The organism is Stenotrophomonas sp. YJH_SMC_46, assembly GCF_059370315.1.
Genome location: NZ_JCAFTO010000002.1, coordinates 644,464 through 670,053, shown reverse-complemented (window position 1 = coordinate 670,053; position 25,590 = coordinate 644,464). Strand labels below are relative to the sequence as shown.

23 protein-coding genes are annotated in these 25,590 nt (G+C 66.8%); 14 read left to right on the top strand and 9 right to left on the bottom strand.

The features are described from left to right. Nucleotides 1-39: 39 nt before the first annotated feature. Entirely contained in the window at nucleotides 40-1,398 is a 1,359-nt protein-coding gene (locus tag AC5P8C_RS08100; protein ID WP_495218546.1) for a GlcNAc-transferase family protein, read from the top strand. A 45-nt stretch (nucleotides 1,399-1,443) separates the two neighbouring features. Here the strand turns inward: AC5P8C_RS08100 and AC5P8C_RS08095 are convergent, their stop codons facing one another. The 4 genes from AC5P8C_RS08095 to AC5P8C_RS08080 are packed head-to-tail and all read right to left on the bottom strand — an operon-like array spanning nucleotide 1,444 to nucleotide 5,254. After that, nucleotides 1,444-2,100: a response regulator gene (locus AC5P8C_RS08095; protein ID WP_233653753.1), complete on the bottom strand. Its 657-nt coding sequence runs from the start codon at nucleotides 2,098-2,100 to the stop codon at nucleotides 1,444-1,446. A gap of 28 nt (nucleotides 2,101-2,128) precedes the next feature. Beyond that, nucleotides 2,129-3,184, bottom strand: coding sequence for an ABC transporter substrate-binding protein (locus AC5P8C_RS08090; RefSeq protein ID WP_495218545.1), 1,056 nt, complete (start codon nucleotides 3,182-3,184; stop codon nucleotides 2,129-2,131). After that, nucleotides 3,181-4,572 (bottom strand): sensor histidine kinase, encoded by a 1,392-nt coding sequence (locus AC5P8C_RS08085; protein ID WP_029379709.1) that lies wholly within the window; start codon nucleotides 4,570-4,572, stop codon nucleotides 3,181-3,183. The genes AC5P8C_RS08090 and AC5P8C_RS08085 overlap by 4 nt, the downstream gene beginning before the upstream one ends. Beyond that, nucleotides 4,565-5,254 (bottom strand): response regulator transcription factor, encoded by a 690-nt coding sequence (locus AC5P8C_RS08080; RefSeq protein ID WP_019662067.1) that lies wholly within the window; start codon nucleotides 5,252-5,254, stop codon nucleotides 4,565-4,567. The genes AC5P8C_RS08085 and AC5P8C_RS08080 overlap by 8 nt, the downstream gene beginning before the upstream one ends. Nucleotides 5,255-5,486: 232 nt before the next feature. On the opposite strand from AC5P8C_RS08080, the gene AC5P8C_RS08075 reads away from it, so the two are divergent. The 5 genes from AC5P8C_RS08075 (at nucleotide 5,487) to AC5P8C_RS08055 (ending at nucleotide 11,984) form a co-directional block, all read left to right on the top strand. Further along, nucleotides 5,487-6,626, top strand: a complete 1,140-nt coding sequence (locus AC5P8C_RS08075) for an OprO/OprP family phosphate-selective porin (protein ID WP_054172477.1) — start codon at nucleotides 5,487-5,489, stop codon at nucleotides 6,624-6,626. A 74-nt stretch (nucleotides 6,627-6,700) separates the two neighbouring features. After that, on the top strand, nucleotides 6,701-8,029 hold the full coding sequence (locus tag AC5P8C_RS08070; protein WP_005419191.1) for a CitMHS family transporter: 1,329 nt from the start codon (nucleotides 6,701-6,703) through the stop codon (nucleotides 8,027-8,029). Nucleotides 8,030-8,053: 24 nt separating this feature from the next. Continuing rightward, complete coding sequence (gene phbB / locus AC5P8C_RS08065; protein WP_005419193.1) at nucleotides 8,054-8,794, top strand: acetoacetyl-CoA reductase; 741 nt, start codon at nucleotides 8,054-8,056, stop codon at nucleotides 8,792-8,794. A gap of 207 nt (nucleotides 8,795-9,001) precedes the next feature. Next, entirely contained in the window at nucleotides 9,002-9,526 is a 525-nt protein-coding gene (locus AC5P8C_RS08060) for a hypothetical protein (RefSeq protein ID WP_233653752.1), read from the top strand. A gap of 160 nt (nucleotides 9,527-9,686) precedes the next feature. Beyond that, nucleotides 9,687-11,984 carry a TonB-dependent receptor gene (locus AC5P8C_RS08055; RefSeq protein ID WP_495218544.1) on the top strand — a complete coding sequence of 766 codons (2,298 nt, stop codon included), beginning with the start codon at nucleotides 9,687-9,689 and terminating at the stop codon, nucleotides 11,982-11,984. A 509-nt stretch (nucleotides 11,985-12,493) separates the two neighbouring features. Here AC5P8C_RS08055 and AC5P8C_RS08050 read toward each other — a convergent pair. Together AC5P8C_RS08050 and rsgA are read right to left on the bottom strand one after the other, a co-directional pair. Then, nucleotides 12,494-13,747 (bottom strand): flavohemoglobin expression-modulating QEGLA motif protein, encoded by a 1,254-nt coding sequence (locus AC5P8C_RS08050; protein WP_171954676.1) that lies wholly within the window; start codon nucleotides 13,745-13,747, stop codon nucleotides 12,494-12,496. A 126-nt stretch (nucleotides 13,748-13,873) separates the two neighbouring features. Then, the gene (gene rsgA / locus AC5P8C_RS08045; RefSeq protein ID WP_019662071.1) at nucleotides 13,874-14,983 is read right to left on the bottom strand and encodes a ribosome small subunit-dependent GTPase A; all 1,110 of its coding nucleotides are present in this window, start codon (nucleotides 14,981-14,983) and stop codon (nucleotides 13,874-13,876) included. 114 nt (nucleotides 14,984-15,097) lie between these two features. Between rsgA and AC5P8C_RS08040 the strand changes: the two genes are divergently transcribed. From AC5P8C_RS08040 to AC5P8C_RS08030, 3 genes are read left to right on the top strand one after another with little or no spacing between them, the layout of a single operon-like run. Then, nucleotides 15,098-16,372: a pyridoxal phosphate-dependent aminotransferase gene (locus tag AC5P8C_RS08040; RefSeq protein ID WP_495218543.1), complete on the top strand. Its 1,275-nt coding sequence runs from the start codon at nucleotides 15,098-15,100 to the stop codon at nucleotides 16,370-16,372. A gap of 3 nt (nucleotides 16,373-16,375) precedes the next feature. Then, nucleotides 16,376-16,993, top strand: a complete 618-nt coding sequence (locus tag AC5P8C_RS08035) for an SGNH/GDSL hydrolase family protein (RefSeq protein ID WP_495218542.1) — start codon at nucleotides 16,376-16,378, stop codon at nucleotides 16,991-16,993. A 4-nt stretch (nucleotides 16,994-16,997) separates the two neighbouring features. Beyond that, complete coding sequence (locus tag AC5P8C_RS08030; RefSeq protein WP_495218541.1) at nucleotides 16,998-17,714, top strand: class I SAM-dependent methyltransferase; 717 nt, start codon at nucleotides 16,998-17,000, stop codon at nucleotides 17,712-17,714. Nucleotides 17,715-17,789: 75 nt separating this feature from the next. On the opposite strand, the gene AC5P8C_RS08025 is transcribed toward AC5P8C_RS08030, so the two are convergent. Beyond that, nucleotides 17,790-18,569, bottom strand: a complete 780-nt coding sequence (locus AC5P8C_RS08025) for a polysaccharide deacetylase family protein (protein WP_495218540.1) — start codon at nucleotides 18,567-18,569, stop codon at nucleotides 17,790-17,792. 59 nt (nucleotides 18,570-18,628) lie between these two features. On the opposite strand from AC5P8C_RS08025, the gene grxD reads away from it, so the two are divergent. Further along, nucleotides 18,629-19,555: a Grx4 family monothiol glutaredoxin gene (grxD, locus tag AC5P8C_RS08020; protein ID WP_026347276.1), complete on the top strand. Its 927-nt coding sequence runs from the start codon at nucleotides 18,629-18,631 to the stop codon at nucleotides 19,553-19,555. Between the two features lie 118 nt (nucleotides 19,556-19,673). On the opposite strand, the gene AC5P8C_RS08015 is transcribed toward grxD, so the two are convergent. Beyond that, nucleotides 19,674-20,213, bottom strand: a complete 540-nt coding sequence (locus AC5P8C_RS08015) for a DUF924 family protein (protein ID WP_006384394.1) — start codon at nucleotides 20,211-20,213, stop codon at nucleotides 19,674-19,676. A gap of 43 nt (nucleotides 20,214-20,256) precedes the next feature. Further along, a complete protein-coding gene (locus AC5P8C_RS08010; protein ID WP_058983588.1) occupies nucleotides 20,257-21,033 on the bottom strand; it encodes an AMP nucleosidase in 777 nt (258 codons plus the stop codon). 158 nt (nucleotides 21,034-21,191) lie between these two features. On the opposite strand from AC5P8C_RS08010, the gene AC5P8C_RS08005 reads away from it, so the two are divergent. The 4 genes from AC5P8C_RS08005 (at nucleotide 21,192) to AC5P8C_RS07990 (ending at nucleotide 25,574) form a co-directional block, all read left to right on the top strand. Continuing rightward, the gene (locus AC5P8C_RS08005; protein ID WP_058983592.1) at nucleotides 21,192-22,601 is read left to right on the top strand and encodes an amidohydrolase; all 1,410 of its coding nucleotides are present in this window, start codon (nucleotides 21,192-21,194) and stop codon (nucleotides 22,599-22,601) included. Beyond that, nucleotides 22,601-23,884 carry an amidohydrolase family protein gene (locus tag AC5P8C_RS08000; RefSeq protein ID WP_495218539.1) on the top strand — a complete coding sequence of 428 codons (1,284 nt, stop codon included), beginning with the start codon at nucleotides 22,601-22,603 and terminating at the stop codon, nucleotides 23,882-23,884. The genes AC5P8C_RS08005 and AC5P8C_RS08000 overlap by 1 nt, the downstream gene beginning before the upstream one ends. A gap of 20 nt (nucleotides 23,885-23,904) precedes the next feature. After that, nucleotides 23,905-24,537, top strand: a complete 633-nt coding sequence (locus AC5P8C_RS07995; protein WP_495218538.1) for a 2-hydroxychromene-2-carboxylate isomerase — start codon at nucleotides 23,905-23,907, stop codon at nucleotides 24,535-24,537. A 95-nt stretch (nucleotides 24,538-24,632) separates the two neighbouring features. Beyond that, nucleotides 24,633-25,574 carry a DegV family protein gene (locus tag AC5P8C_RS07990; RefSeq protein WP_019662081.1) on the top strand — a complete coding sequence of 314 codons (942 nt, stop codon included), beginning with the start codon at nucleotides 24,633-24,635 and terminating at the stop codon, nucleotides 25,572-25,574. Nucleotides 25,575-25,590: the final 16 nt, after the last annotated feature.

Genomic DNA, 25,590 nt, shown 5'->3' with positions numbered 1-25,590 from the left:
CGTTCCAGTGCGTAAGGCCACGAGGAGCTCGCACCCCTGATGAATCTGGAAAGAACCATCTTTGTACAGATACCAAGCTATCGAGACCCTCAGCTGTTACCCACGTTGAAGGACATGATAGAAAATGCCAAGTCGCCATTCCTGCTGCGCGTTGTCATCTGCTGGCAACACGGATCCGAACAGGACATCCAGTCCTTCGAAGCGAACGGCTTTGAATTGACCCATACAGCAACCGAAGAAGGCACTACAGTCCATTTCTTACGGATACATGGTGCAAACATCGAGTTGATCGACATTGATTACATTCACTCCAAGGGATGCGGCTGGGCCAGAAACCTGGCCCAGCGGCGCTACCGGGGTGAGCACTACAACCTTCAGATCGACTCGCACCACCGCTTTTCCGGTGAATGGGACTTCAAGATGAAGAGCCTACTCGAGCGTCTGAGGGTGCACTCACCAAGGCCACTTCTAACAGGATACCCCCCCAGCTTCGATCCTGACACCTATCCTTTGGGGAGGCAGGAGTACACCGCCGCCATCATCTTCGACTCGTTCTCACCAACCGGAGTCGTCAGATTTCGATCTGTCCGTCTCCCCGCGCCCGTTCATGGTGAGATTGCATTCAAGGCGAAGTTCGTAGCCGGCGGATTCATCTTCTCGGATGGGGCCTTCACACAGGAAGTAATGAGCGATCCTGACCATTTCTTCTGCACGGAAGAAATCGCAACATCCATACGCGCGTTCACGAAGGGATATGAGTTCTATCATCCATATGCGCCGCTGCTGTGGCATCAGTACGACAACCATGCCCGAAAGGTGTGGGACGACCAGTCAGAACCGCCAGCAGCCAACTCCGCCACCTCCATGACACTTGAAGATCGTTCCAGCGCGGCGCTACGAAAGACACTCGCTCTGGTCGGCCTTCCTACGGGATCTGAGATGGAAGACTTTGGAATTTTTGGACTGGGCTCACAGCGCACACTGCGTCAGTACGAGCGACACACCGGGATCAACTTTCGACTTCGAGCAGTTCACAAGCAATCACTTACTGTGCAAGAACCAGTCCGCTTGTCAGAGACCATTGAAGAGAATGAATGGAAGCGGAGTCTCGTCTACTTCCGCTCAATGCGAGTCCACATTTCCTGCGCAACCCGCTGCCCTTCATTTCCGGCCTCGGTGCTTGTCTCTTCCTACTCGTCGGATGGCGTGAGGCAGTCAACCCGCGACTTGTCCAAGTCCGAACTGAAATCTCTTTCAAGAGAAGGTCAAGTCCAGTATATCGACACACTCAGGGCACCGCTGGACCAACTGCCGGTCCGCTATTCGGTACACGTGCGCAGCGACGATGCGCTGACGGACCATCAGCTTTCGATCTTCGTTGAAGAGGTCCTTCTCTGACAACAGCGCCAGACAGAAGATCTCCGTCTGAACGCCCTGCGTTGATCAGCCGTCCATCCCTGCCCGCGGGTCGCCTTCCGGCTCCAGCGCCTTCACCAGCACCGCGGCCTGTGTGCGGCTATGGCATTCGAGCTTCTTCAGGATCGCAGTGACGTGCACCTTCACCGTGTTCTCGGCCAGACCCAGCTCGTAGGCGATCTGCTTGTTCAGCAGACCATCGGCCAGGCACAGCAGCACGCGGAACTGCTGCGGGGTCAGCTGGGCCAGGCGGCTGGCCAGCAACGCGTCTGCCTCGGAACGTTCGGCGGCCATCGCCGGGAACCACAGGCCGCCGTCGAGCACCGCCTGCACGGCCTCGCCGATGGTCTCAGCCGGGACCGACTTCGGGATGAAACCGGCGGCGCCGAACTGCTGGGCACGGCGGATCACCCGCGGATGGTCGTTGGAGGAGAGGATCACCACCGGAATGTCCGGATGCGAGCCGCGCACGTGCAGCAGCGCGGAAAAACCGTGCGCGCCTGGCATGGTCAGGTCGAGCAGCACCAGGTCCACATCCGGGTGTGCGTCGAGTGCTTCGGCCAATGCCTCGGCGCTGGCGACCTCGCGCACCTGCGCCAGCGGCAGGCTCTGCCGCAATGACTGCACCACCGCCGAACGCAGCAGCGGGTGGTCATCGGCGATCAGGATAGTGTATTCGCTCATGCGGCCATTGTACGGGCAGGCCGGAGCCTCAGCGCCCTGCCGGCTCCACGCTGCTGCGCCAGGCATCGAGGAACTGGCGGCGCTTGAGTGCGTCCAGATACACCAGCAGGCCCGGGCCGAGCTGGATCGGACGGCGGCTGCGGCCGGGCGCGTCGTCACCACGTGCGTTGCCGGTCACGATCGGCATCAGCCGCGCTTCGCGCGACAGCACTTGCTGGCCACGCGGCGACAGCAGGTAATCGAGGAAGCGCCGCGCTTCTTCCGGGTGCGGGCCGGTGCGCGGGATGACTGCGGTGCGCAGCACCACCAGCGTGTAGTCCTCGGGCTCGATGATGGCCAGTGGCGCGCCCGCATCGACACGTGCCTGCGCGTAGGAGCCGAGCACGTTGTAGACCAGCGACAGCTGGCCACTGGCCACCTGGTCCAGCAGCACGCCGGTGCGCTCCTCGCGCACCACGTCGTTGTCGCCGAGCGCGCCCAGCAGCGCGCCGGCAATGCTGCCGCGCTGCGCGTCCTGGGTCGCCAACAGGTAGCCGACGCTGCTGCGCTCGATGTCATAGGTGCCGACCCTGCCGCGCAGCGGTGCTCCCTCGGCGCGCAGCCGGTCCAGCAGCTGCCGACGCGTGTGCGGCACCTTCGCGGCCGGCAGCATGCGGGTGTTGTAGACCATCACCACCGGCTCGTAGCTGATGCCGAAGGCCTCGTTGCGCCACTGTGCCCAGGCCGGCAGTGCAGCGGTCTGCGCCGAACGGTGTGGCAGCGCGTGGCCATCGTTGACCAGCTTGGTCTGCAGATCCATGCCGCTGGAGATCAGCAGGTCCGGCGATGCCGGCCCGCCGCGGTCGTGCAGGTAACGCGCGTACAGGTCCTGGGTGATGATGTCCTCGTACACCACCTCGGTGCCGGGATGCAGGCGCTGGTAATCGGCGATCACCACCGCGAACACTTCGATGTCGGTGGTGCCGTGAATGCGCAGCTGCGCAGTGGCCTTTGCCTGGGCCGGGAAACGGCGTACGTCGCCGGGCGCGGCCAGTACCGGCAGGGCCAGCAGCAAGGCAACGGCAGCAGCGAACAGGCGGATCATGGACTGCTCCGTGGCAGGCGGATGGTGGCGATCAGCCCGCCCTGCGGGCGGTTGCTGAGGTCGATGCGGCCGCCATGGCTGTCGACCACGCGCTTGACGATGGCCAGGCCCAGCCCGGCGCCGCCGGACGGCGCGCCTTCGCCACGGGCGAAGCGCTCGAACACGCGTTCGGCATCAGCGGGTGCGATGCCTGCGCCATGGTCGGCAATGGTCAGCACCGCCTGACCGCCTTCCACGGTCAGCGCGATCTGCAACGGGCCCTCGCCGCCGTACTTCAGTGCGTTGTCGACCAGGTTCTTGATCGCCTCGCGCAGCAGCAGCGCGTCGCCGTGCACCTGCACCGGCTCGGCGGTCATCGCAAGTTGCACGCGCGGTGCCGGGCCGGCCTGCGGCAGGGCTTCATGCAGGGCCTGGTGCACGGTCTCGGCCAGGTCCACCGCCGCAAAGCGCTGCAGGTGCGAGCGATGGATCACGCTGGCATCGCTGAGCAGCTGGTTCAGCAACCGGCTCATGTGGGTGGCATTGCGCTCGATCGCCTGCAGGCTGCGCCGCATGTCTTCGGGGTCGTCGTCGTCCAGCGCAAGCTGTGCCTGCGCGCGCAGGGCAGCCAACGGCGTGCGCATCTGGTGCGCGGCCTCGGCCATGAATGCGCGCAGTGTCTCGTTGCTGCTGGACAGGCGTTCCATGAAGCGGTTCAACGCCGCCACCATCTGGTCCATCTCGCGCGGCACGCGCGCGTCGAGGGGCTTCAGGTCGGACGGTTCGCGGCGCGACAGCTCGCGTTCCACCCGCACCAGTGGGCGGAACGCGCGGTGCACGCCAAACGCCACCAGCGCCAGCAGCAGGCCGGACAGCACGCCGATCGCCAGCAGTGCGCGATTGACCATGTCCTGCGCGACGGCTTCGCGCGCACGCCGGGTCTGGCCCACCTGCACCTGCACCTCGCCCTGCGCCGAGGCCGCGGCGAAACTGCGGCCGACCACCACGAAGCGCACGGTCTCGCCGCTGTACGCCGCATCAAACAGTTGCGGCTGCGTGCCCGGACGGCGCGGCGGCGACGGCAGATCGCCATAACCTGTGATCAGGTTGCCGCGGCTGTCGGCCACCCGATAGAACACGCGGTCTTCCGGGGCCATCGCCAGGAGGTCCAGCGCCGCATAGGGAAGATCGACCTGCCACTGGCCGTCGACCAGCGCCACCGAATCGGCGATGGACAGCGCCGAAGACACCAGCAGGTGATCGTAGGAACGGTTTGCCGCACGCTGGCCATAGTCGCGCGCGGCGAACAGCAGCGCTACCGCGAATACCGCCAGCAGCGCGCCGAGGTAGAGCAGCAGCGTGCGCCGCAGCGAACCCGGTGCGGCGTTCGCAGCGCGTGCGTCAGCCATCGGCGTCGGCGCTGCCATCGCTGGCTTCCAGCAGGTAGCCGACACCGCGCACCGTGGTGATGCGCAGCGGTGCGCCGGCCAGCTTTTTCCGCAGGCGGCCAACATACAACTCGATGGCGTTCGGGCCCGCTTCGTCATCGAAACCAAACAAGCCGTTGCCGATCTCGTCCTTGCCGACCACCTGGCCAAGACGGCCGACCAGGATCTCCAGCAGGCGGTACTCGCGATTGGGCAGTTCGATCGGCTCCCCGTCGAGGCTGACCCGGTGCGCAGCGTTGTCGAACTGGAAGCCGCCAATCTGCACCACTTCGCTGGCCTGCCCACGCGCGCGCCGCAGCAGTACGCGGCAGCGTGCTTCGAACTCGCGGAAGTCAAAGGGCTTGCCCAGGTAGTCGTCGGCGCCCACATCCAGCGCCTGCACGCGATCCTCGATGCCATCGCGCGCGGTCAGCATCAGCACCGGCGTGCTGTCACCGCGCTCGCGCATGCCGGCCAGCACGCGCAGGCCGTCCAGCTTGGGCAGGCCGATATCCAGCACCACCAGGTCGAAGCTCTGGTAGCGCAGCACGCTGGCAGCGGCCAGGCCGTCGGCCTGCCAGTCCACGGCATGGCCACTGCGACGCATGCGACGGATGATCGCATCGGCCAGATCCGGGTTGTCTTCGACCAGCAGCAGGCGCATGGGCACGACGGTGGGAGGGGAAGCGAATGCTACCGCATGACGCCGGGGCCGCCCGCCGGGCCATGCCTGGCGACCATTTACGCTGCACCGCACAAACCGCTGACAGGACGATGACAGCTACGGCGACCCAGACTGCGGCCGCGCACCGTCCGGTGCCCACGATTGCCGCGCGCCTGGCGCGCACCTGGGAGGGTTTGTGGAATTCACGTTTGCCTGGCGGCGTCCTGCCGCCATGATGGCGCTGGCTGCCCTGTCGGCGCCGGCCTTCGCTGCCGAAGACGACCGCCCGGTCACGGCCACTCTCGGTGGCCGCCTGCACCTGGACTTCGCCACCTTCGACAACGACAACCGCGGCACCCCGAACAAGGACGACACCGAAATCCGCCGTGCGTGGGTTGACGTGTCCGGCAAGTTCTTCGTGGTCGACTACAAGCTGGAGGCCGATTTCTCCGGCGACCGCGTCGAGGCCAAGGACGTGTACCTGGCGCGCAGCTTCGGCAAGGCCGGCAAGCTCACCGTCGGCCAGTTCAAGCAGTACTTCTCGCTGGATGACCGCACCAGTTCCAACTACGGCAGCTTCCTGGAGCGCGGCAACGCCGGCACCACGCTGGCGCCGCTGTACCGCCTGGGCGCTTCGTGGCAGGCCAACCCGGGTGACTTCACCTGGGCCGCCAGCATCTACAGCCTGGAAAGCATCGACGCCTGGCAGGTGAAGGGGCGTGCTGCCGGTGGCCGTGTCACCTGGGCGCCCTCGCCCGCCGATGGCGACGTGCTGCACCTGGGCCTGTCGCTGGCCCGCGAGGCCTATGACAACCCCGGCGCGAACGGCGTTCCGGGCCTGAAGATCCGACCACGCCCGGCCGGCCACCTGTCCGATGAGAGCCGCCTGACCCTTGTCGACTTCTCCGCCGGCCGCGATACCGACGTCAACAAGTGGTCGCTGGAATACGCGCAGGTGCGCGGCCCGCTGTCGTGGCAGGGCGAGTTCAGTGGCGCCACCTTCGACGACGGCGCCCAGCGTGGCGATGTAATGGCGGCCTACGGCATGCTCAGCTGGTTCGTCACCGGCGAAAGCCGTGCCTACGACCGCAAGACCGGCCGCTTCGCGCGGGTGAAGGACATCCGCCACAAGGCCGGGGCCTTCGAAGTGGCGCTGCGCTACGACCAGATGTGGGGCGCGCAGCATCTCGACGGTGCGCCGGACCTGCGTCGCGGCAGCACCGAAGCCTGGACGCTGGGTGGCAACTGGTACCTGCGCGACAACCTGCGCTTCATGCTCAACGTGATCGAAAGCCGCAACCGTGATCGCCTGGCCGGGGTGACGGTGGACCGCACGCGCGCGGTCACCGGCCGCCTGCAGTACGACTTCTAGGCCCGACATTCCGGGCATTCCGCCCGGGCCCCTTCCACTCCCCACGTCCTGTTTTCGCAAGGAGTCCGCAGATGATGCTGAGCATCCTCGGCTTTGGCATGGTCATTACGTTCATGTACTTGATCATGAGCAAGCGCCTGTCGCCGCTCGTCGCCCTGATTACCATCCCCATCCTGTTCGCGCTGATCGGTGGCTTCGGCGCCGGCATCGACGAGATGATGCTGGAGGGCATCAAGAAGATCGCGCCGACCGGCGTGATGCTGATGTTCGCCATCCTCTACTTCGGGGTGATGATCGATGCCGGCCTGTTCGACCCGCTGGTGCGGGTGATCCTGCGCTTCGTCAAGGGCGATCCGATGAAGATCGTGCTCGGCACCGCGGTGCTGGCGATGCTGATCTCGCTTGATGGCGATGGCTCGACCACCTACATGATCACCGTCTCGGCGATGCTGCCGCTGTACCAGCGGTTGGGCATGAACGCGCTGAACATGACCTGCGTGACCATCCTTGCCGGCGGCGTGATGAACCTGACCCCGTGGGGCGGCCCGACCGCACGCGCGGCCACCGCGCTGCACGTGGACCCGGCCGACGTGTTCGTGCCGCTGATCCCGTCGATGGTGATCGCCTGTGCCGGCGTGCTGCTGCTGGCCTGGTACCTGGGCCTGAAGGAACGCCGTCGCCTCGGCGTGGTGACCCTGCCCAAGGGCGGCAGCTGGATGGACAACAGCGTGTCCGATGACAGCAACCCGCTGCCGACTGTGGAAGACGCCGAGGACATCAAGCGTCCGAAGCTGCTGTGGGTGAACCTTGCGCTGACCGTGGCGCTGATGACCGCGCTGATCATTGGCGTGCTGCCGATGCCGGTGCTGTTCATGGTCGGCTTCGCCATCGCCCTGGTGATCAACTATCCGAACCTGGCCGAGCAGCGCCGCCGCGTGGTCAACCACGCCGGCAACGTGCTGTCGGTGGTGTCACTGATCTTCGCCGCAGGCATTTTCACCGGCATCCTCAACAACACCGGCATGGTGGAGGCGATGTCGCACAGCTTCCTGGCCGTGATTCCGGAATCGTGGGGCCCGTACCTGGCGGTGATCACGGCGGTGGCGTCGATGCCGTTCACCTTCTTCATGTCCAACGACGCGTTCTACTTCGGCGTGCTGCCAATCCTGTCCGAGGCCGCCGGCAATTACGGCATCACCCCGGTGGAAATGGCGCGCGCCTCGCTGGCCGGCCAGCCGGTGCACCTGCTCAGCCCGCTGGTGCCGTCCACCTACCTGCTGGTGGGCCTGGCCAAGGTCGAATTCGCCGACCACCAGAAGTTCACCCTGAAGTGGGCCATCGCCATCTCGATGCTGCTGATGATCGGCAGCCTGCTGTTCGGCCTGTATCCCCTTGCCGCCTGACCCTTTGCCAAGGAGCCTTCTGCAATGACGCTTCGAATCGCTTACGTCACCAGTGGAATGGGCAGTGTCGGCACTGCCATCTGCCAGAGCCTGGCCCGCAGCGGCCACACCGTGGTTGCCGGCTGCGCGCCGAACTCGCCGCGCAAGGCCAACTGGCTGCGCGAGCAGCGCGAACAGGGCTTCGACTTCATCGCCTCCGAAGGCAACGCGACCGACTGGGCCTCGACCAGCGCGGCGTTCGCCAAGGTCCGCGCCGAAGTCGGTGAGGTCGATGTACTGGTCAACAACTCCGGCGGCAGCCGCGACCTGCTGTTCCGCCAGATGACGGTGGAGGACTGGAACGCGGTGATCGCCTCCAACCTCAACGCGCTGTTCAACCTCACCAAGCAGGTGGTCGACGGCATGGCCACGCGCGGCTGGGGCCGCATCATCAACATCGGCTCGGTCAGCGCCCACAAGGGCCAGATCGGCCAGGTCAACTACGCCACCGCCAAGGCCGCGATGCATGGCTTCAGCCGTGCACTGGCTGCCGAAGTGGCCTCGCGCGGCGTCACCGTCAACACGCTGTCGCCGGGCTACATCGCCAGCCAGGCGATCAGCAGCTTCCCGCCGGATGTGCTGGACCGGCTGGCGGCGTCGGTACCGGTGCGTCGCCTGGGCCGCCCCGAGGAAGTGGCCGGCCTGTGCGCCTGGCTGGCCTCGGATGAAGCCTCGTATGTGACCGGTGCCGACTATCCGGTCAACGGTGGCCTGTACATGGGTTGAGCCCGTCTCCACGCAAGGCGTGGAACGCCTCCCCCACGGAGTGCGCGGGGCCGGTGAACCTTCGCTTGCGAGGGGGATCCGGCTCCTTTTTGTTTCCGCATTTTCGGGACGCATTGCCCGATACATCGGCAGAACCGGTGCTATACCTGCCAACGCTCGCTGAGCCCGATGGATGAACGGCCGGAATCGCGGATCAAGGAGGTTGGCATGCGTGCATTGCTGATTGCGCTTCTTGTGGTCGCCACCCCGCCACTGGCGGCCACCCCACCTGCTGCCACTGCGGAAGAGGCGGATGCAACCTGGCGGCTCGTGGAGCGCTGGTCCTTGCAGCTGTCACGCTCTGACCTTGTCGCGCAACTATCACCCCTGGCTCCGGCCGGCTCGCGTTCGGAAGCAAGAATGGGCCGGGGCGACAGCGCCACCATCGATCTGGCGCCATTCGCGGTCGCTGGGAGGATCAAGGGGCCCTCTGGCCAGATCTACACCGACGCGTCGGGGCGAATCATCAAAGGCATTACGCTGCGGCTGAGCGGCGCCTGCATCGCGCGAAAGCAGATGGGTCGTCGCTACCCCGACTTCAATGTCCTTTCCGTGCCGTCAGGGCATAGCCTGGACGAGTCCACGGTGTTCGGCACAGTAGTGAACGGCATCCAGATCGGGTTCTCATTCTCCGAACATGACCGTGACTGCATGGACCAGCTCAAATTGAGCTGGCCTGGGGAGCGCTTCTGATTCCCACCGGCCTACCACCATGACGAACATGTTGCAGGACACGCACCACTGCCCTGCATCGTTCGTTGGTTTTTCGTAAAGAAGGTTTCATGTTCCGTTCGCATAGTGGCCATGCACCGCGCACGCGTGCCGGTGACCACCCCCAATGCAACGGACCACCATGCAGACCCGACACCTGACGATCGCCGTGGCGATCGCGCTCTCCGCCGCCGCCAGCGCCCATGCCGCCACCGCTGCCGACACCGGCGCCAGCACCGATGCCGCACTGAGCGCGCAGACGCTGGATACCGTCTCCGTGATCGGCCAGGGCGAGACCCGCCAGGTGCAGCGCATCACCGCGGTCGACAAGCAGGTGCTGCCTCCAGGTACCAGTGGCCAGAAGATCCTCGACCGCCTGCCGGGCGTGTCGGTGCAGTCCAACGATGCCTTCGGCGCGAACGAAGAATCGCAGACCATCAGCCTGCGCGGCTTCGACAAGAGCCGCCTCGGCTATACGCTGGACGGCATCCCGCTGGGCGACAACAGCTACGGCAACTACAACGGCCTGAGCATCGCCCGCGCGATCATCGCCGAGAATCTGGCCGGTGCCGAGTTGTCGCAGGGCATCGGTTCGCTGGGCGTGGCCTCGACCAGCAACCTGGGCGGCACCATCCAGTACTTCTCGATGGACCCGTCCACCGAGTTCGGTGGCCGCGCCAGCGTCACCGTCGGCGACAACAGCCAGCGCCGTGGCTACCTGCGCGTGGATACCGGTGACATCAACGGCTTCTCGGCCTATGTGTCCGGCGTGCACCAGGACCAGGACATGTGGGCCGCGCCCTACCAGAACCAGACCACCCGCCAGTTCAACGCCAAGGCAGTGTGGAATGTCGGCGACCACCGCTTCGGTGCGTTCGTGGCCACCTCGCGCGCCAGCCAGGCCAACTACGCCTACCTGTCCAAGGACATGCTGGCGCGTGGCCTGGGCTGGGATTGGAACATCTACGCGCCGGACTGGGATCGCGCCGTGGCCGCTGCGTACTGCGCGCCGGGCACCTACAACAAGGCACGCTGCAAGTTCAGCGGCGGCGTCAACAGCATCGACGATGCCTACTACCAGAGCCGCGCATTGCGCGACGACAATCTCTATTCGGTCGATGCCGACCTTCGCCTGGGCGAGCAGGGCCGCCTGAAGCTGCTGGCCTACCACCACGACAACCGTGGCCAGGGCCACTGGTGGGCACCGGGCCAGCCATCCTACCCGGGCACCGACAGGATGCTGCCGATCTCGATCCGCAGCACCAACTACACGATCAACCGCGATGGCCTGACCGCCGCATTGTCGTGGACGGTGGGCATCCACGAACTGGAAGCCGGCCTGTGGTACGAGCAGAACGACCACAACGTCTCGCGCAACTTCTACTACATCAGCGGCCCGTTCCTGGACGACCTGTACCTGAAGAACCCCGACCGCCTGCTGTTCAACCAGGACTTCGACATCCGCACGCGCCAGTTCTACGTGCAGGACCGCATGCGCTTCCTGGACCAACGGCTGACCGTAGACGTGGGCATCAAGAGCCCCAACACCCGCATGCGCGCCACCGCGCAGCCCGGCGTTGAAACCAACATTGCGTCGGGCACACTGACCGCCAAGGAATCGGTGCTGCCGCAGGTAGGCCTGGGCTTCAAGCTCAACGCCAACAACGAGCTGTTCGCCTCCTACGCCGAGAACATCGCCGCCTTCGTCGGCGGTGGCAGCGGCGGCCCGCTGCAGGTGTCGCCGGAATCGTTCGCGGCCAGCGCCGGGCTGGAGCCGGAGAAGTCCAAGAGCCTGGAAGCCGGCTTCCGCACTTTCGGTGAGAAGTACCAGGCCTCGATCGCTGCATACAACGTCAAGTTCGACAACCGCCTGCTGTCGCTGAACCCGTGTTCGAGCATCGAAGTCGGCACGCGCCCGGAGTGCGTGACGCGCTTCATCAACGTCGGTTCGGTGAAGAGCCATGGCGCGGAACTGACCTTCATCCTCAAGCCGATTGATGGCCTGCAGTGGTACAACGCGCTGTCCTGGAACAAGACCACCTACGAGGATGACTACACCTCGGGCGGTGCGATCGTACCGGTGGCCGGCAAGATCACGGTGGATACGCCGCAGCGCATGGCCTCCAGCGAGATCAGCTGGAACCGCGACGGCTTCTTCGCCAGCCTGCGTGCCAAGTACACCGGCAAGCGCTACTACACCTACACCAACGACCAGTCGGTGCCGGGCGTGACCACCTTCGACGCCGGTGCGGGCTACGACTTCGGCCCGGGCCTTGGCCTGCGCAACGTGCGGGTGTCGTTGAACGCGACCAACCTGACCAACAAGCGCTATGCCGGCCAGCTGAGTTCGTTCGCGCCGACCGATCCGAAGGGCACGCGGTATGCGATCCATGCGAGCGCGCCGCGGCAGCTGTTCATGACGGTGGCGGCGGAGTTCTAAGTCAGAAGCGGGCGCTGCGGCGCGTTGATTGTTCCTGCATGGCGTGGGTAGGCAGGCCCATGCAGGACACGCCGTAAACCCGTCCTTGGGGGCTCGATCGGCGCATCCATGCGCCTCACGGTCCTGCATGGGCCTGCCTACCCCCGCTGGACAGTTCCCCGCGCCGGCGCGGAGGCAATGGAAAGCAAGAGCAAAAGCAAAGAGCCGGGCAATGCCCGGCTCTTTGCTTTTCAAGCGCAATCCCTCTGGTGGACCTGCTACCGCGCCCGCAGGAATCTGTCTGGAGGAGGCGGGGCACCCTGGCCAGGACCGTTGGCGCCATGGGCCCGAGGCATGCCTCGGGCGGGTTGGGCAGGACGCCCAACCCCGGTCTTGCCGTGTGCGCAGGACAGCGCACACGAGCAAGGCGCCATCGAGCACCATGGAGGGGCTTTTGCGCGTCCTGGCCAGGGTGCCCCGCCTCCTCCCCACCGATAGCAGGCAGGCGCTGGTGGTTCCGCCAACGCCTTTCATTCCGGCGCCAGCTGGTCCATCCGTATCCGGTTGGCGAACAGCGAGAACGCCAGCATCCCGGCCAGCCCGTTCGCCCGGCTCACCCAATGCGGCAGCCAGCGCGGCGGCTTCAGCACACCCGCTTCGAACAGCGGCGCGAACGCGATCGCATCGGCCAGGCTCATCTTGCCGGCGAACAACCAGCGGCAGACCTGCAGGCGGTCCTCGGCCAGCATGTGGCGGAAGAAGGTATGCACCGACACCAGGCCGCGCAGGTACACCGTGTCCTTGGTGAAGGCCAGGCCGCCACTCGGCGGCACCCCACGGAACACGCGCTGTGCCGACGCAAAGCTCTCTTCGGCGTTCTGCCCGGCATCGCAGAAGTAGCGGAACACCTCGATGAAGTCGGCGCCTTCGCGGGCCATCGCGATCGCTTCGGTGCGCAGACTGATTCGCTTCAGGCGCTCGATGTCGATGCTGCCGGTGATCTGTTCGGCGAAGGTAGCCAGCCCTTCCTGGGTGGCCGTCACCCGCGGCGAGGACAACGCCAGGCTGGGCAGCACCGGTTGTTCGCGGCCATTCAAGGCCGTCAGCGAATGCACCAGCGCTTCGTGGTGGAACAGCTGCGCGCGGTCGTAGGCACTGAAGCGCGCACTGGTGCGCAGGCGGATGCGGGTCGGTCCGGCAGCGGCCTTGGACACCAGCTCTGGATCGAGCTGCACCTGGATGATGCGCGATTCGAAGAACGCATCCAGGTCATTCTGCAGCTGCAGCTGCAGGGCAATGGCCGAGACCGGCACCTGCTCTTCCGGCGCCAGCAGTTCGTGATCGAGTTCGGCAGCAATCTGGATGAAGTGACGCGCCGCTTCGCGCGTGCTCGGGCCATTGCCTGGCAACGGCTGCTCGGGCGCGCCGAACAACTGCACCGAACAGGTATCGACCGCCGCCGTGCCCAACCCTTCCAGCAGCTGCGCGGCCAGGTCCCAGCTCTGTGCCGACTGCCGCACGTAGTGGCCCAGCGGATGAGTGTCATCGCAGTCGGCGGCGATCGCGGCCAGCGCGCGGCGCTCCTCGCTGAAATCCAGCCTCGGGTAGTCCACCTTCGGCAGCACTGGTTGCCCACGTGCCACGCTGTCCAGGAACGGTGCCTGCAGCGTGGCCGGCCAGCTGGTCAGCCCCAGCAGGCGGATGCCCCCCACGGCCTCGACCAGGCGCGCATCGAGCGCTGCATGGTGGGCCACGTCACGGTCCAGCGTCGCAGTCAGTTCCATGCGCGGACTATAACGCCCTGCCGTGTCCGGCGCCGTGCGCCGCCGCCCGAGCATCGGCTCGGGCGCTACAGGAAATGACTCCGCCGCGGACCCACTGTAGAGCCGAGCCCACGCTCGGCTGCTGTGCTACCGCCGGCGGTTCTTGCCCGCCGGGCGGAACTGCTGGCCCTTGCCCTTCCTGCCACCACGCTCCTGCGCGGTCTCGGCCTGGCGAACCGCCAGCTTGGCCGCGGCGGCGGCCACTTCTTCCTTCAACTTGAAGTAGTTCAGCAGGCGGCTCTCTTCGATCTCGCCGGCCTCGATCGCGGCACGCACCGCACAGCCCGGTTCCTGCTGGTGCTTGCAGTCGTTGAAACGGCACTGTGCGGCCAACGCTTCGATATCGGCGAAGCCACCTTCGGACAGCGTCTCTTCACCGGTCGGCTTCAGCTCGCGCATGCCGGGGGTGTCGATCAGGCAGGCACCGGTCGGTAGCGGCATCAGCGCGCGGTGCGTGGTGGTGTGGCGCCCGCGCGAATCGTTGGCACGCACCGCGTTGGTCTTCATCCGCTGCTCGCCGAGCAGCGTGTTGGTCAACGTGGACTTGCCGGCACCGGACGAGCCAACCAGCACCACGGTGCGGCCCGGGCCCAGCCACGGTTGCAGCACCGCCACGCTGTCGGCGTCCAGGCCGTTGATCGCATGCAAGGCGATGCCCTGCATCTCCAGTTCTTCCAGCACTGCCAGCGCGTCCTCGCTGTATTCGGTCTGGTCGGCCTTGGTCAGCACCACCACCGGTTCGGCACCGCCACCGCCGACCAGCAGCAGGTAGCGCTCGATGCGGCGCGGATTGAAGTCGGCATCCAGGCCACAGACGATGAACACCGTGTCGATGTTGGCCGCGATCACCTGCTGGTGGTAATGCTCGCCTGCCGCGCCTCGCTTGATCGCGGAACGACGTGGCAGCAGGGCGACGATGCGGATGCCGTCCAGCAGCACCCAGTCACCCACCGCAGGCCGCTCGTGGCTGGGGAAGCGCGGGCGCTGCCATTCCGGCAGCGACTCGGCCTTGATCGACGCATCCGGGCCATCGGCCACCACGTAGTGGGTGCGGTGCTGCTCGATCACCCGCGCCGGGCGGGCCTGCGGATGCGTGGCCATCGCGGCCTGCCAGTCGGCCTGCTGCGCCGGGCCCGGCCAGGGCCAGCCAATGGTCTGCAGGGCGATGAAATCGGGGGTCTGGGTCATCGCGGCCATTCTACCTGTGCCGACGCCCTGCCAGCCCAGCAATGGCGGGCCCGGAGCCCTTGCCATGCAGTGCAGCAATTCCGGTAGGATGGAAGCCCCATGCCTTTTGACGGCCCATTCCCCATGTCCACCCCTTCGCCCAAGCCCCTGGCCATCCGCGAGCGCCTTTCCGAAGTGCGCTACGAAATCCGCGGAGAACTGGCGCGGCGAGCCCGGGAACTGGAGGCGCAGGGCCGCAAGCTGATCAAGCTCAACATCGGCAACCCGGGCAACTTCGGTTTCCGTGCGCCCGAGCACCTGCAGCGCGCGATTGCCGATGACATGGGCCGTACCGACCCTTACACCCACCAGCAGGGCCTGCCGGTCGCACGCGAAGCCATTGCCGCCGCCTATGCGCGCCGCGGTGCGCCCGATGCGCATCCGGACCGGGTGTTCGTCGGCAACGGCGTGAGCGAACTGATCGATCTGTCGCTGCGGGCGCTGTTGAACCCGGGCGATGAAGTGCTGGTGCCCTCGCCGGACTACCCGCTGTGGTCGGCCGCGGCCATCCTCAACGACGGCCGCCCGGTGTATTACCGCTGCGCGCCGGAAAACGGCTTCCAGCCCGACCCGACCGAGATCGAGACGCTGGTGTCCTCGCGCACCCGCGCCATCGTGCTGATCAACCCGAACAACCCCAGCGGCGCCAGCTACCCGCGCGAACTGCTGGAGCGCGTGGTCGAGATCGCGCGCCGCCACAGCCTGTTGCTGCTGGTCGACGAGATCTACGACCAGATCCTGTACGACGACGCGGTGTTCCAGCCGGTCGCGCCGCTGGCCGGCGACCATCCGTGCCTGACCTTCAGCGGCCTGAGCAAGGTGCACCGCGCCTGCGGCTGGCGCGTGGGCTGGGCGCACCTCAGTGGCGATGACGCACGCCTGGGCGATTTCCGCGCCGCGCTGGACCTGCTGAGCGCGCTGCGCCTGTGTGCCAACGTGCCGGGCCAGTACGCCATCGACGCGGCAGTGAACGGCCCGGACACCATTTCCGAGCTGTGCGCCCCCGGCGGCCGTCTGTATGAAACCCGGCGCGCGGTGATCGAGGCCTGCGAGGCCAGCGAACACCTGTCGCTGGTTGCCCCGGCCGGCGCGCTGTACGCGTTCCCGGCCGTGGTCGGTGCCGCCGCCAAGGGCTTCGACGACCACACCTTCGCCCTGGACCTGATGAACAACGAAGGCGTGCTGGTCGTACCGGGCTCCAGCTTCAACGTGCCTTACCGCCATCACTTCCGCGTGACCCTGCTGCCGGAAGCCTCGGTCATGCGCGATGTGTTCGCACGCATCGACCGCGTGCTGGCCCGCCGTGCCGAGGACGCCACCAAGGTCGTGCCGCTGAAGCCGCGCCGTTCGGTGGCCTGAGCCGTGGCGTTGTCCTACCTGGCGCTGGGCGACTCGTACACCATCGGAGAAGCGATTGCCGTCGAAGGCCGCTGGCCGCACCAGCTTGCCGCCGCCCTGCGTGCGCAGGGCATTGAGCTGTCCGATCCGCAGACCATTGCAACCACCGGCTGGACCACCGACGAACTCGATGCCGGCATCGATGCGGCCGCGCCGCAGGGGCCGTTCGATTTCGTCAGCCTGCTGATCGGCGTCAACAACCAGTACCGCGGGCGTCCGCTGGACGAGTACCGCAGCCAGTTCCGGGCCCTGTTGGAGCGGGCGATCGGCTTCGCCGGCGGTGATGCCGGGCGCGTGCTGGTGCTGTCCTTCCCCGACTGGGGTGCAACCCCGTTTGGTATCGGCAGCGGCCGTGACCTGGCCGCGATCGAGATCGAGACCGACGAGTTCAATGCCGCTGCCGAAGTGATCAGCACCCAGCAGGGCGTGGCCTTCGTCGACATCACCGATATCAGCCGTGACCAGGGCGACAACCCGGCGATGATCGCCGACGACGGCCTGCACCCTTCAGCACGGATGTACGCGCTGTGGAGCGCGCGCGCGCTGCCGGTCGCCGCCCACCTGCTCGGCGGAACGGACTGAGGCGATGGACGGCACGCCACGGAACGGCCCGCCCCTGCCCTGCACTCCCCTGGCCGCACCGCAGGCCCGTGCGATCGCCGAGGCATTCCGCCCCGCGCACGCCTGGGCCAGCCGCCGCGACTACTACTACACCCGCAGCAAGCTGGGCAGCGACCCGCTGTATGACGGCGTGCTGCAGCACCTGCCTGGCGACGGGCAACCCGTGCTGGACCTGGGCTGCGGGCTGGGCCTGTTCGCCCACGTGCTGCGCCAGCGCGGTGGCTCCCAGCCCTACCTGGGCGTGGACGTGGATGCCGGCAAGATCGCCCGCGCCCAGCGTGCCGCCACCGGCCTGCCCGCTGTGCGCTTCGACTGCCAGGACGTGCAGGCGCCGCTGCCGGCGCAGGCCGGGCATCTGCTGCTGCTGGATGTGCTGCAGTACCTGGACGCGGGCCCGCAGCAGGCACTGCTGCGCGCGGCCAGTGCGCGGGTGGCTCCCGGCGGCTGCCTGCTGCTGCGCACGCCGCTGGCCACCGGCGATGGCCGCGATCGCACCACGCGGGTGGCGGACCGGCTGGCCTGGCTGGTCGGCTGGATGGGCACGCGCCCGCGCCACTACCCCGATCCAGAGGTGCTGCAGACGACGCTTGCCGAAGCGGGATTGCAGGTGACCGCCCCCCGGCCGCTGCATGGGCGTACGCCGTTCAACAGCTGGCTGCTGGTGGCACGCCGGAACCTGTAGCGCCGGGCCATGCCCGGCGAGCGCAGCGGCACCTGTGGCATCCGCCGGGCATGGCCCGGCGCTACCGCATACGTATCAGCCGGTAGGCAGCTGCGCCTTCAAGCCGCGCTCTTCCAACGCCTGCAGCACGCGCTCGATGATCACCAGATTGTGGCCGTGGGCGGCGCCTTCGTGCAGCAGCACGATGGCTCCTGGCCGCAGGTCGGGCAGCAAACGCGCCAGCACGCCCTCCGGCGTGCAGCCGACGCCGTCGTAACCGCGTGCACTCCAGCCCACGCGCACAAGTCCCAGCGCCTTCAACACCGGCGCCACGAACGGATTGGTCATGCCCACCACCGAGCGGTACCAGCGCACCGGGCGACCGCCCACCGCCTGCAGCGCATGCTGGCAGCCCTCGATCTCGGCACGCATCGCTGCCGGGCCCAGCCGCCAGAAGCGCGCCTGTGGATGACTGTGGCTGTGGTTGCCCAGGTCGTGGCCCCGGCGCAGGATCTCCTGCACCAGCTCCGGCTGCGCCAGCGCCCGCTCGCCGACCAGGAAGAACGTGGCACGTGCCTGGTGGCGATCCAGCAGATCGAGCACGGCCCGGGTCTCCGGGCCGGGACCGTCATCGATGGTCAACCAGACGCTGTTGCCGGCCTCCGGTACCCGGCTCAGCACCGGTGCGTAGAAGTGGCAGTTGGGCAGGAACACCGGCACCAGAAAGAGCGCGTGGCTGGTCACCATCAGCGGCAGGCCCCACCGCCAGCCCGCCAGCGACCAGACCAGGATCACGGCCAGCTGCGACGCCACCAGCCAGGGCAGCCAGCGCCAGGGCCGGGTCGGGATGCGATGCAATGTTCCTGCGTTGCTCATCCCCCATGATGCCATGAGGGGTAGAATTGATGATTCGAATTCCCGGAACCCCGACGTCCATGTCCCTCGATCCCGCCCTGCGTTCGCGCATCGAATCCATCCTCAACGCCAACCGCGTCGTGCTGTTCATGAAGGGCCAGCCGTCGATGCCGCAGTGTGGTTTCTCGGCCAAGGCCGTCGGCGCCCTGCAGGACCTGGGCGTCGAGTTCGCCCACGTCAACGTGCTGGCCGACCAGGAAATCCGTGAAGGCATCAAGGCCTATGGCGACTGGCCGACCATTCCGCAGCTGTACATCGACGGCGAACTGGTCGGCGGCAGCGACATCGTGCTGCAGATGGCCGCCAGCGGCGAGCTGAGCAGCGTGCTGGGGCTGCCGGCACCGGACCGTACCCCGCCGAGCATCACCGTCACGCCGGCGGCCGTGGAAATGCTCAAGGGCGCGCTGGCCGATGCCCCGGGCGCGGCCCTGCAGCTGACCATCGACGCCCGCTTCCAGCCCAACTTCCAGCTGGCCCCCCACGACGAAAGCGCCATCGCCGCCGAGTCCAACGGCCTGCGCGTGCAGTTCGACCTGGCCAGCGCGCGTCGCGCCAACGGCATCACCATCGACTGGGTGGACGACATCCGCGGCAAGGGCCTGGCCATCGACAACCCGAATGCGCCCAAGCCGGTGCAGGAAATCAGCGTGCGCGATGCCGACGACCTGGTGCGTGCCGGCAACATCACCCTGGTGGACGTGCGCCCGGCCGACGAGCGCGAGATCGCTGCGGTGGGCGTGCCGTTCAAGACCTTCGACGGCAACGGCCGTGCCGAGCTGGAAGCCCTGCCCAAGGACACCGCACTGGCCTTCATGTGCCACCACGGTGGCCGCAGCGCGCAGGCCGCCGAACAGTTCCGTGCGCTGGGCTTCACCAAGGTGTTCAACGTCACCGGCGGCATCAATGCCTGGTCGGAAGATGTCGACAACGGCGTGCCGAAGTACTGATTGAAGGCCCGGGGTCAGCGCCCTTTCCTGCGGAAAGGCGATCTGACCCCTAAAAAGGGGACGGAGGGGATTAAGTCGTTTGCGGCATAAACGACTTAATCCCCTCCGTCCCCTTTTTTCAGCCGGCGAAACCGCCTTCGGCCAGGTAATCCAGTTCTTCCGGGGTGGGGATGCGGCCCAGCACGGCGTTGCGGTGCGGGAAACGGCCGAAGCGACGGATGATGTCGCGGTGCAGCTCGGCGTACTGCAGGTATTCCTTGTCGCCCAGCACATCGAACATCGCCACCGAACGGTCCTGGTCCAACGGGTCCTCGGAGTGCTCGAACGGCAGGTAGATGAAGGCGCGCAGCTTCGGCACCAGCTGCAGGTCCAGGCCTTCCTCGATGGCGCGCATGGCGTAGTGCCGGGCCAGGCCATCGGTGGCATAGGAATGGGCAGTACCGCGGAAGCAGTTGCGCGGGAACTGGTCCAGCAGCAGCATCAGCGCCAGTGCGCCCTCGGCACTGCCCAGCCAGTGTTCACGCCCACGCGAAGCGGCGGCGAAATGCTCATCCAGAAACAACTGGCGGAACTGCGCGTCGAACGCGTCGTCGCGGGCGAACCACTTCGCAGGGCCCGCCTCCTTCCAGAATTCCACCACTTGCGCGGCAACGTCCATTACCTACTCCCAGGCCCGGACGCCCCGCGTCCGGCCTTCATCATCATTCGTCGAAGCGCAGGTGGCGGACCGACTTGCCGTTGCGCCGGATAAGCTTAAGCGCCTCGATACCGATCTGGATATGGTTTTCCACGAACTGGGAGCTGACCTTGGCATCGGAGGCCTCGGTCTTGACCCCGTCCGGGATCATCGGCTGGTCCGACACCAGCAGCAGCGCGCCACTGGGGATGTGGTTGGCAAAGCCGGCGGCGAATACCGTGGCCGTTTCCATGTCGATGGCCATGCAGCGCATCGCCCGCAGCCGCTCCTTGAAGCCCTCGTCGTGTTCCCACACCCGGCGGTTGGTGGTGTAGACAGTGCCCGTCCAGTAGTCGTGGCCGCGGTCGCGGATCATGGTGGACACCGCACGCTGCAGCGCGAACGCCGGCAACGCCGGGACTTCCGGCGGCAGGTAATCGCCCGAGGTACCCTCGCCACGGATCGCTGCGATCGGCAGCACCAGGTCGCCCAGCTGGTTCTTGCGCTTGAGGCCACCGCACTTGCCCAAAAACAGCACCGCCTTGGGCATCACTGCCGACAGCAGATCCATGATGATCGCGGCATTGGGGCTGCCCATGCCGAAGTTGATCATGGTGATGCCGTCGATGGTGGCACTGGCCATCGGCCGGTCCAGGCCGATGACCGGCGCGCCGGTCAACTCGGAAAAGGTGTGCAGGTAACCGCCGAAATTGGTCAGCAGGATGTGCTGTCCGAACTGGTCCAAGGGCACGCCGGTGTACCGGGGCAGCCAGTTGTCGACGATTTCCTGCTTGCTCTTCATGGGCGGTGGTCCGGTGCACGACGTGGGAACCGGCTATTTTCAGCCAGCCGGGCGGCCCCGTCGAGGCACTGCCGATGCACCTGTGAAGAAGGTCACTTGGCAAGCCTACCACCGCCCGGCTAGCGTCGGCGACTGGATCACGTTGCGAGGGGAACTGCATGGCATCGTCGTTGTTGCGCGCCGGAGTGGCACTGGCACTGCTTTCATTGAGCACGGCGCCTGCGGTGGGGGCGTCGCGCTTTGTCACCGATCCCTACCCCAGCACCTACCAGGCCCATCCCGATGCGCCGGTACTGATCCAGAACGCCACCGTGCTGACCGGCACCGGCCAGCGCCTGGACAACGCCGACGTGCTGCTGCGCGACGGCCGCATCGTTGCCGTCGGCCGCCAGCTGCAGGCCGATGCCGCTGTCACCCGCATTGATGCACAGGGCAAGTGGGTCACTCCGGGCCTGATCGACGTGCATTCGCACCTGGGCGTGTATCCCAGCCCGGGTGTCGGTGCGCACAGCGACGGCAACGAGATGACCGCACCGGTCACCGCCAACGTCTGGGCCGAACATTCGGTGTGGCCGCAGGACCCGGGCTTCGCCACCGCGCTGGCCGGCGGCGTGACCAGCATGCAGGTGCTGCCGGGCTCGGCCAACCTGGTCGGTGGCCGCGGCGTGACCTTGAAGAACGTCCCCGCCATCACCTACCAGGCGATGAAGTTTCCCGGTGCGCCCTGGGGCCTGAAAATGGCTTGCGGCGAGAACCCCAAGCGGGTCTATGGCGAGGGCAAGGGCGTGACCCCGGCCACGCGCATGGGCAACGTGGCCGGCTATCGTGCCGCCTTCATCGATGCCGCCGACTACATCGCCAGGAACAAGCCCAAGCCGGCCAAGCGCAAGAGCTGGTTCGGCAGCGACAAGGGCGACAGCGCCGGTGATGCCGGCGGCAAGCGCGATCTCAAGCTGGACACGCTGGCCGGCGCGATCGAAGGCGACATCCGCGTGCACATCCACTGCTATCGCGCCGACGAGATGGCCACCATGCTCGACCTGGCCAAGGAATTCGGCTTCAAGGTGGCCGCTTTCCACCACGGCGTGGAGGCCTACAAGCTGGCCGACCGGCTGGCCGCCGACGGCGTCTGCGGTGCACTCTGGGCCGATTGGTGGGGCTTCAAGATGGAAGCCTTCGACGGCATTCCCGAGAACATCGCGCTGGTCGACCGGCCGAAGAACAGCTGCGCCGTCGTCCATTCCGATTCACCGGAAGGCATCCAGCGCCTGAACCAGGAAGCAGCCAAGGTGATCGCCGCCGCACGCCGCGCCCACATGCCGGAGATCACCCCTGAGCACGCCATCACCTGGATGACTGCCAACGCCGCCAAGGCGCTGGGCATCGAAGGCCAGACCGGCACTCTGGAGGCGGGCAAGATGGCCGATGTGGTGGTCTGGAACGGCAACCCCTTCAGTTCCTACGCGCTGGCCGAGCAGGTCTTCATCGACGGCCGCAGGTTGTACGACCGCAATGCGCCGGCAACGACGCCGCGTTCTGATTTCCAGCTTGGCCAGGAGGTCCGCTGATGAAGGTGTTCAAGCAGTTGGCGGATTCTGCCGCGAAGGGTAGCCGGGCATGCCTCGGCGCTACTGTCGTGGTGCTGGCCTGCATCTGCGCATCCGCGCAGGCACAGGATCTTCTGGTGCGCAATGCGACGGTGCACACTGCCAGCGCACGCGGCAGCCTGCAGAACGCGGACGTGCTGGTGCAGGGCGGCATCATCCGCGCGGTGGGCAACGGGCTGTCCGCGCCGGCTGGTGCCCTGGTGGTCGAGGCCAATGGCCGCCCGCTGACACCGGCGCTGTTTGGTGGCATCACCGAAACCGGCATCGAGGAGGTCTCGGGAGAATCGAGCACGGTGGACAGTTCGCTGAAGCTCGGTGAGCAGCCGCTGCGCCCGGAGTTCGACGTCACCCTCGCCTACAACCCGGCTTCGGTGCTGATTCCGGTCACGCGCCTGGAAGGCATCGGCTTCACCGCATTGGGGGCAGCCGCCGGCGGCGGTTTCGTGGCTGGCCAGGGTGGCGTTATGCGGTTGGACGGCAGCAGCGATCCGATCGGCCCGCGTGCCCTGTTCCTGCGCATCGGCGCGGCAGCCGCCGAACTGACCGGGCATTCGCGCGCCGCGCAATGGATGCTGTTGCAGCAGATGATCGACGAGGCACGCGGACAGGTGGCTGCGGACTCGCCGCACGCACTGCTGACGCCGGCCGGGCGCCGCACGCTCAGCCGCTACCTGGCCGGCCACGGCCGCATCGTGGTGGAGGTCGATCGCGCCTCCGACATCCGCCAGCTGCTGCGCTGGGCCGCCCGCGAGAAGGTGAAGATCGCCATCGCCGGTGCCAGCGAAGCGTGGCAGGTGGCGCCGGAGCTGGCCGCTGCCCAGGTGCCGGTGTTTGTCGACGTGCTGTCCAACCTGCCGGCCAGCTTCGATCAGATCGGTGCCACCCTGGAAAATGCGGCACGCCTGCATCGTGCGGGCGTGGCCGTGTCGTTCATGCAGCGTGGTGATGCTTCGCACAACGCGCGCAAGATGCGCCAACTGGCTGGCAATGCAGTGGCCAACGGCCTGCCCTGGGCTGACGGTCTGGCCGGGCTGACCCGGGTACCCGCACAGGCGTTCGGCGTGGCCGACCAGATCGGCAGCATCGAGCCCGGCAAGCGCGCCGACCTGGTGCTGTGGGAAGGCGACCCGCTGGACGTGGCGCACTATGCCGAACAGGTCTGGCTGGGCGGCCGTGCGATGCCGATGCGCTCGCGCCAGACCGACCTGCGTGATCGCTACCTGCAGCGCAATGCGCAGCCCTGACCGCATTGAAGGACACCACCATGGCCACCCTGCGCTGGTACTTCGACTTCGTCTCGCCCTACTCCTACCTGCACTGGCAGAAGCTGAAACAGTTGCCGCAGTTCGCGCAGATCCAGACCGTGCCGATCGCCTTCGGCGCGGTGCTGCATCACCTGGGCAACCTCGGGCCGGCCGAGATTCCGGCCAAGCGCCGCTTCATGTACCGCCAGCTGCTGTGGACTGCGCAGGCCGAAGGAACACCGCTGCGGTTCCCGCCGGGCCACCCGTTCAACCCGTTGTCTGCCCTGCGGCTGTGCCTGGCCGCCGGTGGCAGCGTGCAGGCGGTGGACGTGCTGTTCGACTGGATCTGGCGCGACGGCAATGCCGCCGATAGCGCCGAGGCCCTGCGCGAACCGGCTGCGCGGCTGGGGATCGAGGATGTCGCCAGCGCCATCGCGGCCCCCGCGGCCAAGGAGCAGCTGCGGAGGAACACCGAGGCCGCCATTGCTGCCGGCGTGTTCGGCGTACCAACCCTGGCCATCGATGACGAACTGTTCTGGGGCAACGACGCCCATCCGTTGATGGCCGCCGTGCTGGCCAATCCCGCCCTGCTGCAGCAGCCCGAGTGGCAGCGCCTGGCCGAACTTCCGGTGGCCGTGCTGCGCAGTCGCTGAACAGGGCCTGGCGCATTTCCCTCGCGCGCCACGCCAGAATTTGAGATAGATTTCACGTTTCCGAACCTACAACCGCCCTGGAGGGGGAGCCGCGGATGCGCATCGGAATCGTCGTCGACTCGGCCTGCGACCTGCCGCAGGACTTCATTGCCGAGCACAACATCGTGCTGCTGCCGATCACCGTCCGCATCGGCGAAGCCGTGCTGGCCGATCATCGCGATGAGCAGGCCACGCTGAGTTTCCTGCATGCACACGTGGCCGAGCACGGTGCCGAGGCGGAGACCATCCCCTTCAGTGTCAACCAGATCCGCGACCTGTTCCTGCAGCAGCTGGTCATCGATTACGACCACGTGTTCTGCATGACCATCACCAAGACCCGCAGCCCGATCCACGACAATGCGCTGCAGGCCAGCTTCGCCATCCTCAACGATTACAAGCCGGTTCGGCAGGCAGCGGGCTACAACTCGCCGTTCGCGCTGCGCGTGCTCGATACCCAGAACCTGTTCGCTGCGCAGGCGGTGACTGCGGTGGAGGCGGTTCGCCTGCGTGACAGTGGCGCCAGCGTGCAGCAGATCCGCGAGCGGCTGGAAGAACTGGCCGGCAACGTGCACGGCTACATGGTCACCCGTGATCTGTACTACATGCGTGCGCGCGCCCGGCACAAGGGCGACCGCAGCGTCGGCCTGCTCAGTGCGGCGCTGGGCAGCGCACTGGACATCAAGCCGGTGCTGCACGGCTACCGCGGCGAAACCGGGCCGGTCGCCAAGATCAAGGGCTTCGACAGCGCCGTGCAGAAGCTGTTCGCGGTGGTCGGCCAGCGCGTGCGTGCCGGGCTGATGACGCCGACGGTGTGCGTCAGCTACGGTGGAGAACTGGACGAGCTGCGTGCCCTGCCCGGCTACGCACAGCTGAAAGAGGTCTGCGCCGGCCATGGCGTGACCGTGTACGAATCGGTGATGAGCCTGACCGGCATGGTCAACGTCGGCAAGGGCGCGGTCACCGTAGGCTTCGCCGATGGGCCGCATCGGTTCGAATGAGCGCTGGCCACGGCCG

What these genes read in the sequence shown, in the direction of transcription:
- AC5P8C_RS08080 (WP_019662067.1), bottom strand. Translation starts at nt 5,254, where the DNA reads ATGCGCCTGCTGCTGGTCGAAGACAACCCGGATCTGGCCGATGCGATC.
- grxD (WP_026347276.1), top strand. Translation starts at nt 18,629, where the DNA reads ATGTCCCTCGATCCCGCCCTGCGTTCGCGCATCGAATCCATCCTCAAC.
- AC5P8C_RS07995 (WP_495218538.1), top strand. Translation starts at nt 23,905, where the DNA reads ATGGCCACCCTGCGCTGGTACTTCGACTTCGTCTCGCCCTACTCCTAC.
- AC5P8C_RS08005 (WP_058983592.1), top strand. Translation starts at nt 21,192, where the DNA reads ATGGCATCGTCGTTGTTGCGCGCCGGAGTGGCACTGGCACTGCTTTCA.
- AC5P8C_RS08060 (WP_233653752.1), top strand. Translation starts at nt 9,002, where the DNA reads ATGCGTGCATTGCTGATTGCGCTTCTTGTGGTCGCCACCCCGCCACTG.
- AC5P8C_RS08025 (WP_495218540.1), bottom strand. Translation starts at nt 18,569, where the DNA reads ATGAGCAACGCAGGAACATTGCATCGCATCCCGACCCGGCCCTGGCGC.
- AC5P8C_RS08085 (WP_029379709.1), bottom strand. Translation starts at nt 4,572, where the DNA reads ATGGCTGACGCACGCGCTGCGAACGCCGCACCGGGTTCGCTGCGGCGC.
- AC5P8C_RS08055 (WP_495218544.1), top strand. Translation starts at nt 9,687, where the DNA reads ATGCAGACCCGACACCTGACGATCGCCGTGGCGATCGCGCTCTCCGCC.
- phbB (WP_005419193.1), top strand. Translation starts at nt 8,054, where the DNA reads ATGACGCTTCGAATCGCTTACGTCACCAGTGGAATGGGCAGTGTCGGC.
- AC5P8C_RS08075 (WP_054172477.1), top strand. Translation starts at nt 5,487, where the DNA reads ATGATGGCGCTGGCTGCCCTGTCGGCGCCGGCCTTCGCTGCCGAAGAC.
- AC5P8C_RS08015 (WP_006384394.1), bottom strand. Translation starts at nt 20,213, where the DNA reads ATGGACGTTGCCGCGCAAGTGGTGGAATTCTGGAAGGAGGCGGGCCCT.
- AC5P8C_RS08095 (WP_233653753.1), bottom strand. Translation starts at nt 2,100, where the DNA reads ATGAGCGAATACACTATCCTGATCGCCGATGACCACCCGCTGCTGCGT.
- AC5P8C_RS08090 (WP_495218545.1), bottom strand. Translation starts at nt 3,184, where the DNA reads ATGATCCGCCTGTTCGCTGCTGCCGTTGCCTTGCTGCTGGCCCTGCCG.
- AC5P8C_RS08000 (WP_495218539.1), top strand. Translation starts at nt 22,601, where the DNA reads ATGAAGGTGTTCAAGCAGTTGGCGGATTCTGCCGCGAAGGGTAGCCGG.
- AC5P8C_RS08040 (WP_495218543.1), top strand. Translation starts at nt 15,098, where the DNA reads ATGTCCACCCCTTCGCCCAAGCCCCTGGCCATCCGCGAGCGCCTTTCC.
- AC5P8C_RS07990 (WP_019662081.1), top strand. Translation starts at nt 24,633, where the DNA reads ATGCGCATCGGAATCGTCGTCGACTCGGCCTGCGACCTGCCGCAGGAC.
- AC5P8C_RS08010 (WP_058983588.1), bottom strand. Translation starts at nt 21,033, where the DNA reads ATGAAGAGCAAGCAGGAAATCGTCGACAACTGGCTGCCCCGGTACACC.
- rsgA (WP_019662071.1), bottom strand. Translation starts at nt 14,983, where the DNA reads ATGGCCGCGATGACCCAGACCCCCGATTTCATCGCCCTGCAGACCATT.
- AC5P8C_RS08030 (WP_495218541.1), top strand. Translation starts at nt 16,998, where the DNA reads ATGGACGGCACGCCACGGAACGGCCCGCCCCTGCCCTGCACTCCCCTG.
- AC5P8C_RS08100 (WP_495218546.1), top strand. Translation starts at nt 40, where the DNA reads ATGAATCTGGAAAGAACCATCTTTGTACAGATACCAAGCTATCGAGAC.
- AC5P8C_RS08050 (WP_171954676.1), bottom strand. Translation starts at nt 13,747, where the DNA reads ATGGAACTGACTGCGACGCTGGACCGTGACGTGGCCCACCATGCAGCG.
- AC5P8C_RS08070 (WP_005419191.1), top strand. Translation starts at nt 6,701, where the DNA reads ATGCTGAGCATCCTCGGCTTTGGCATGGTCATTACGTTCATGTACTTG.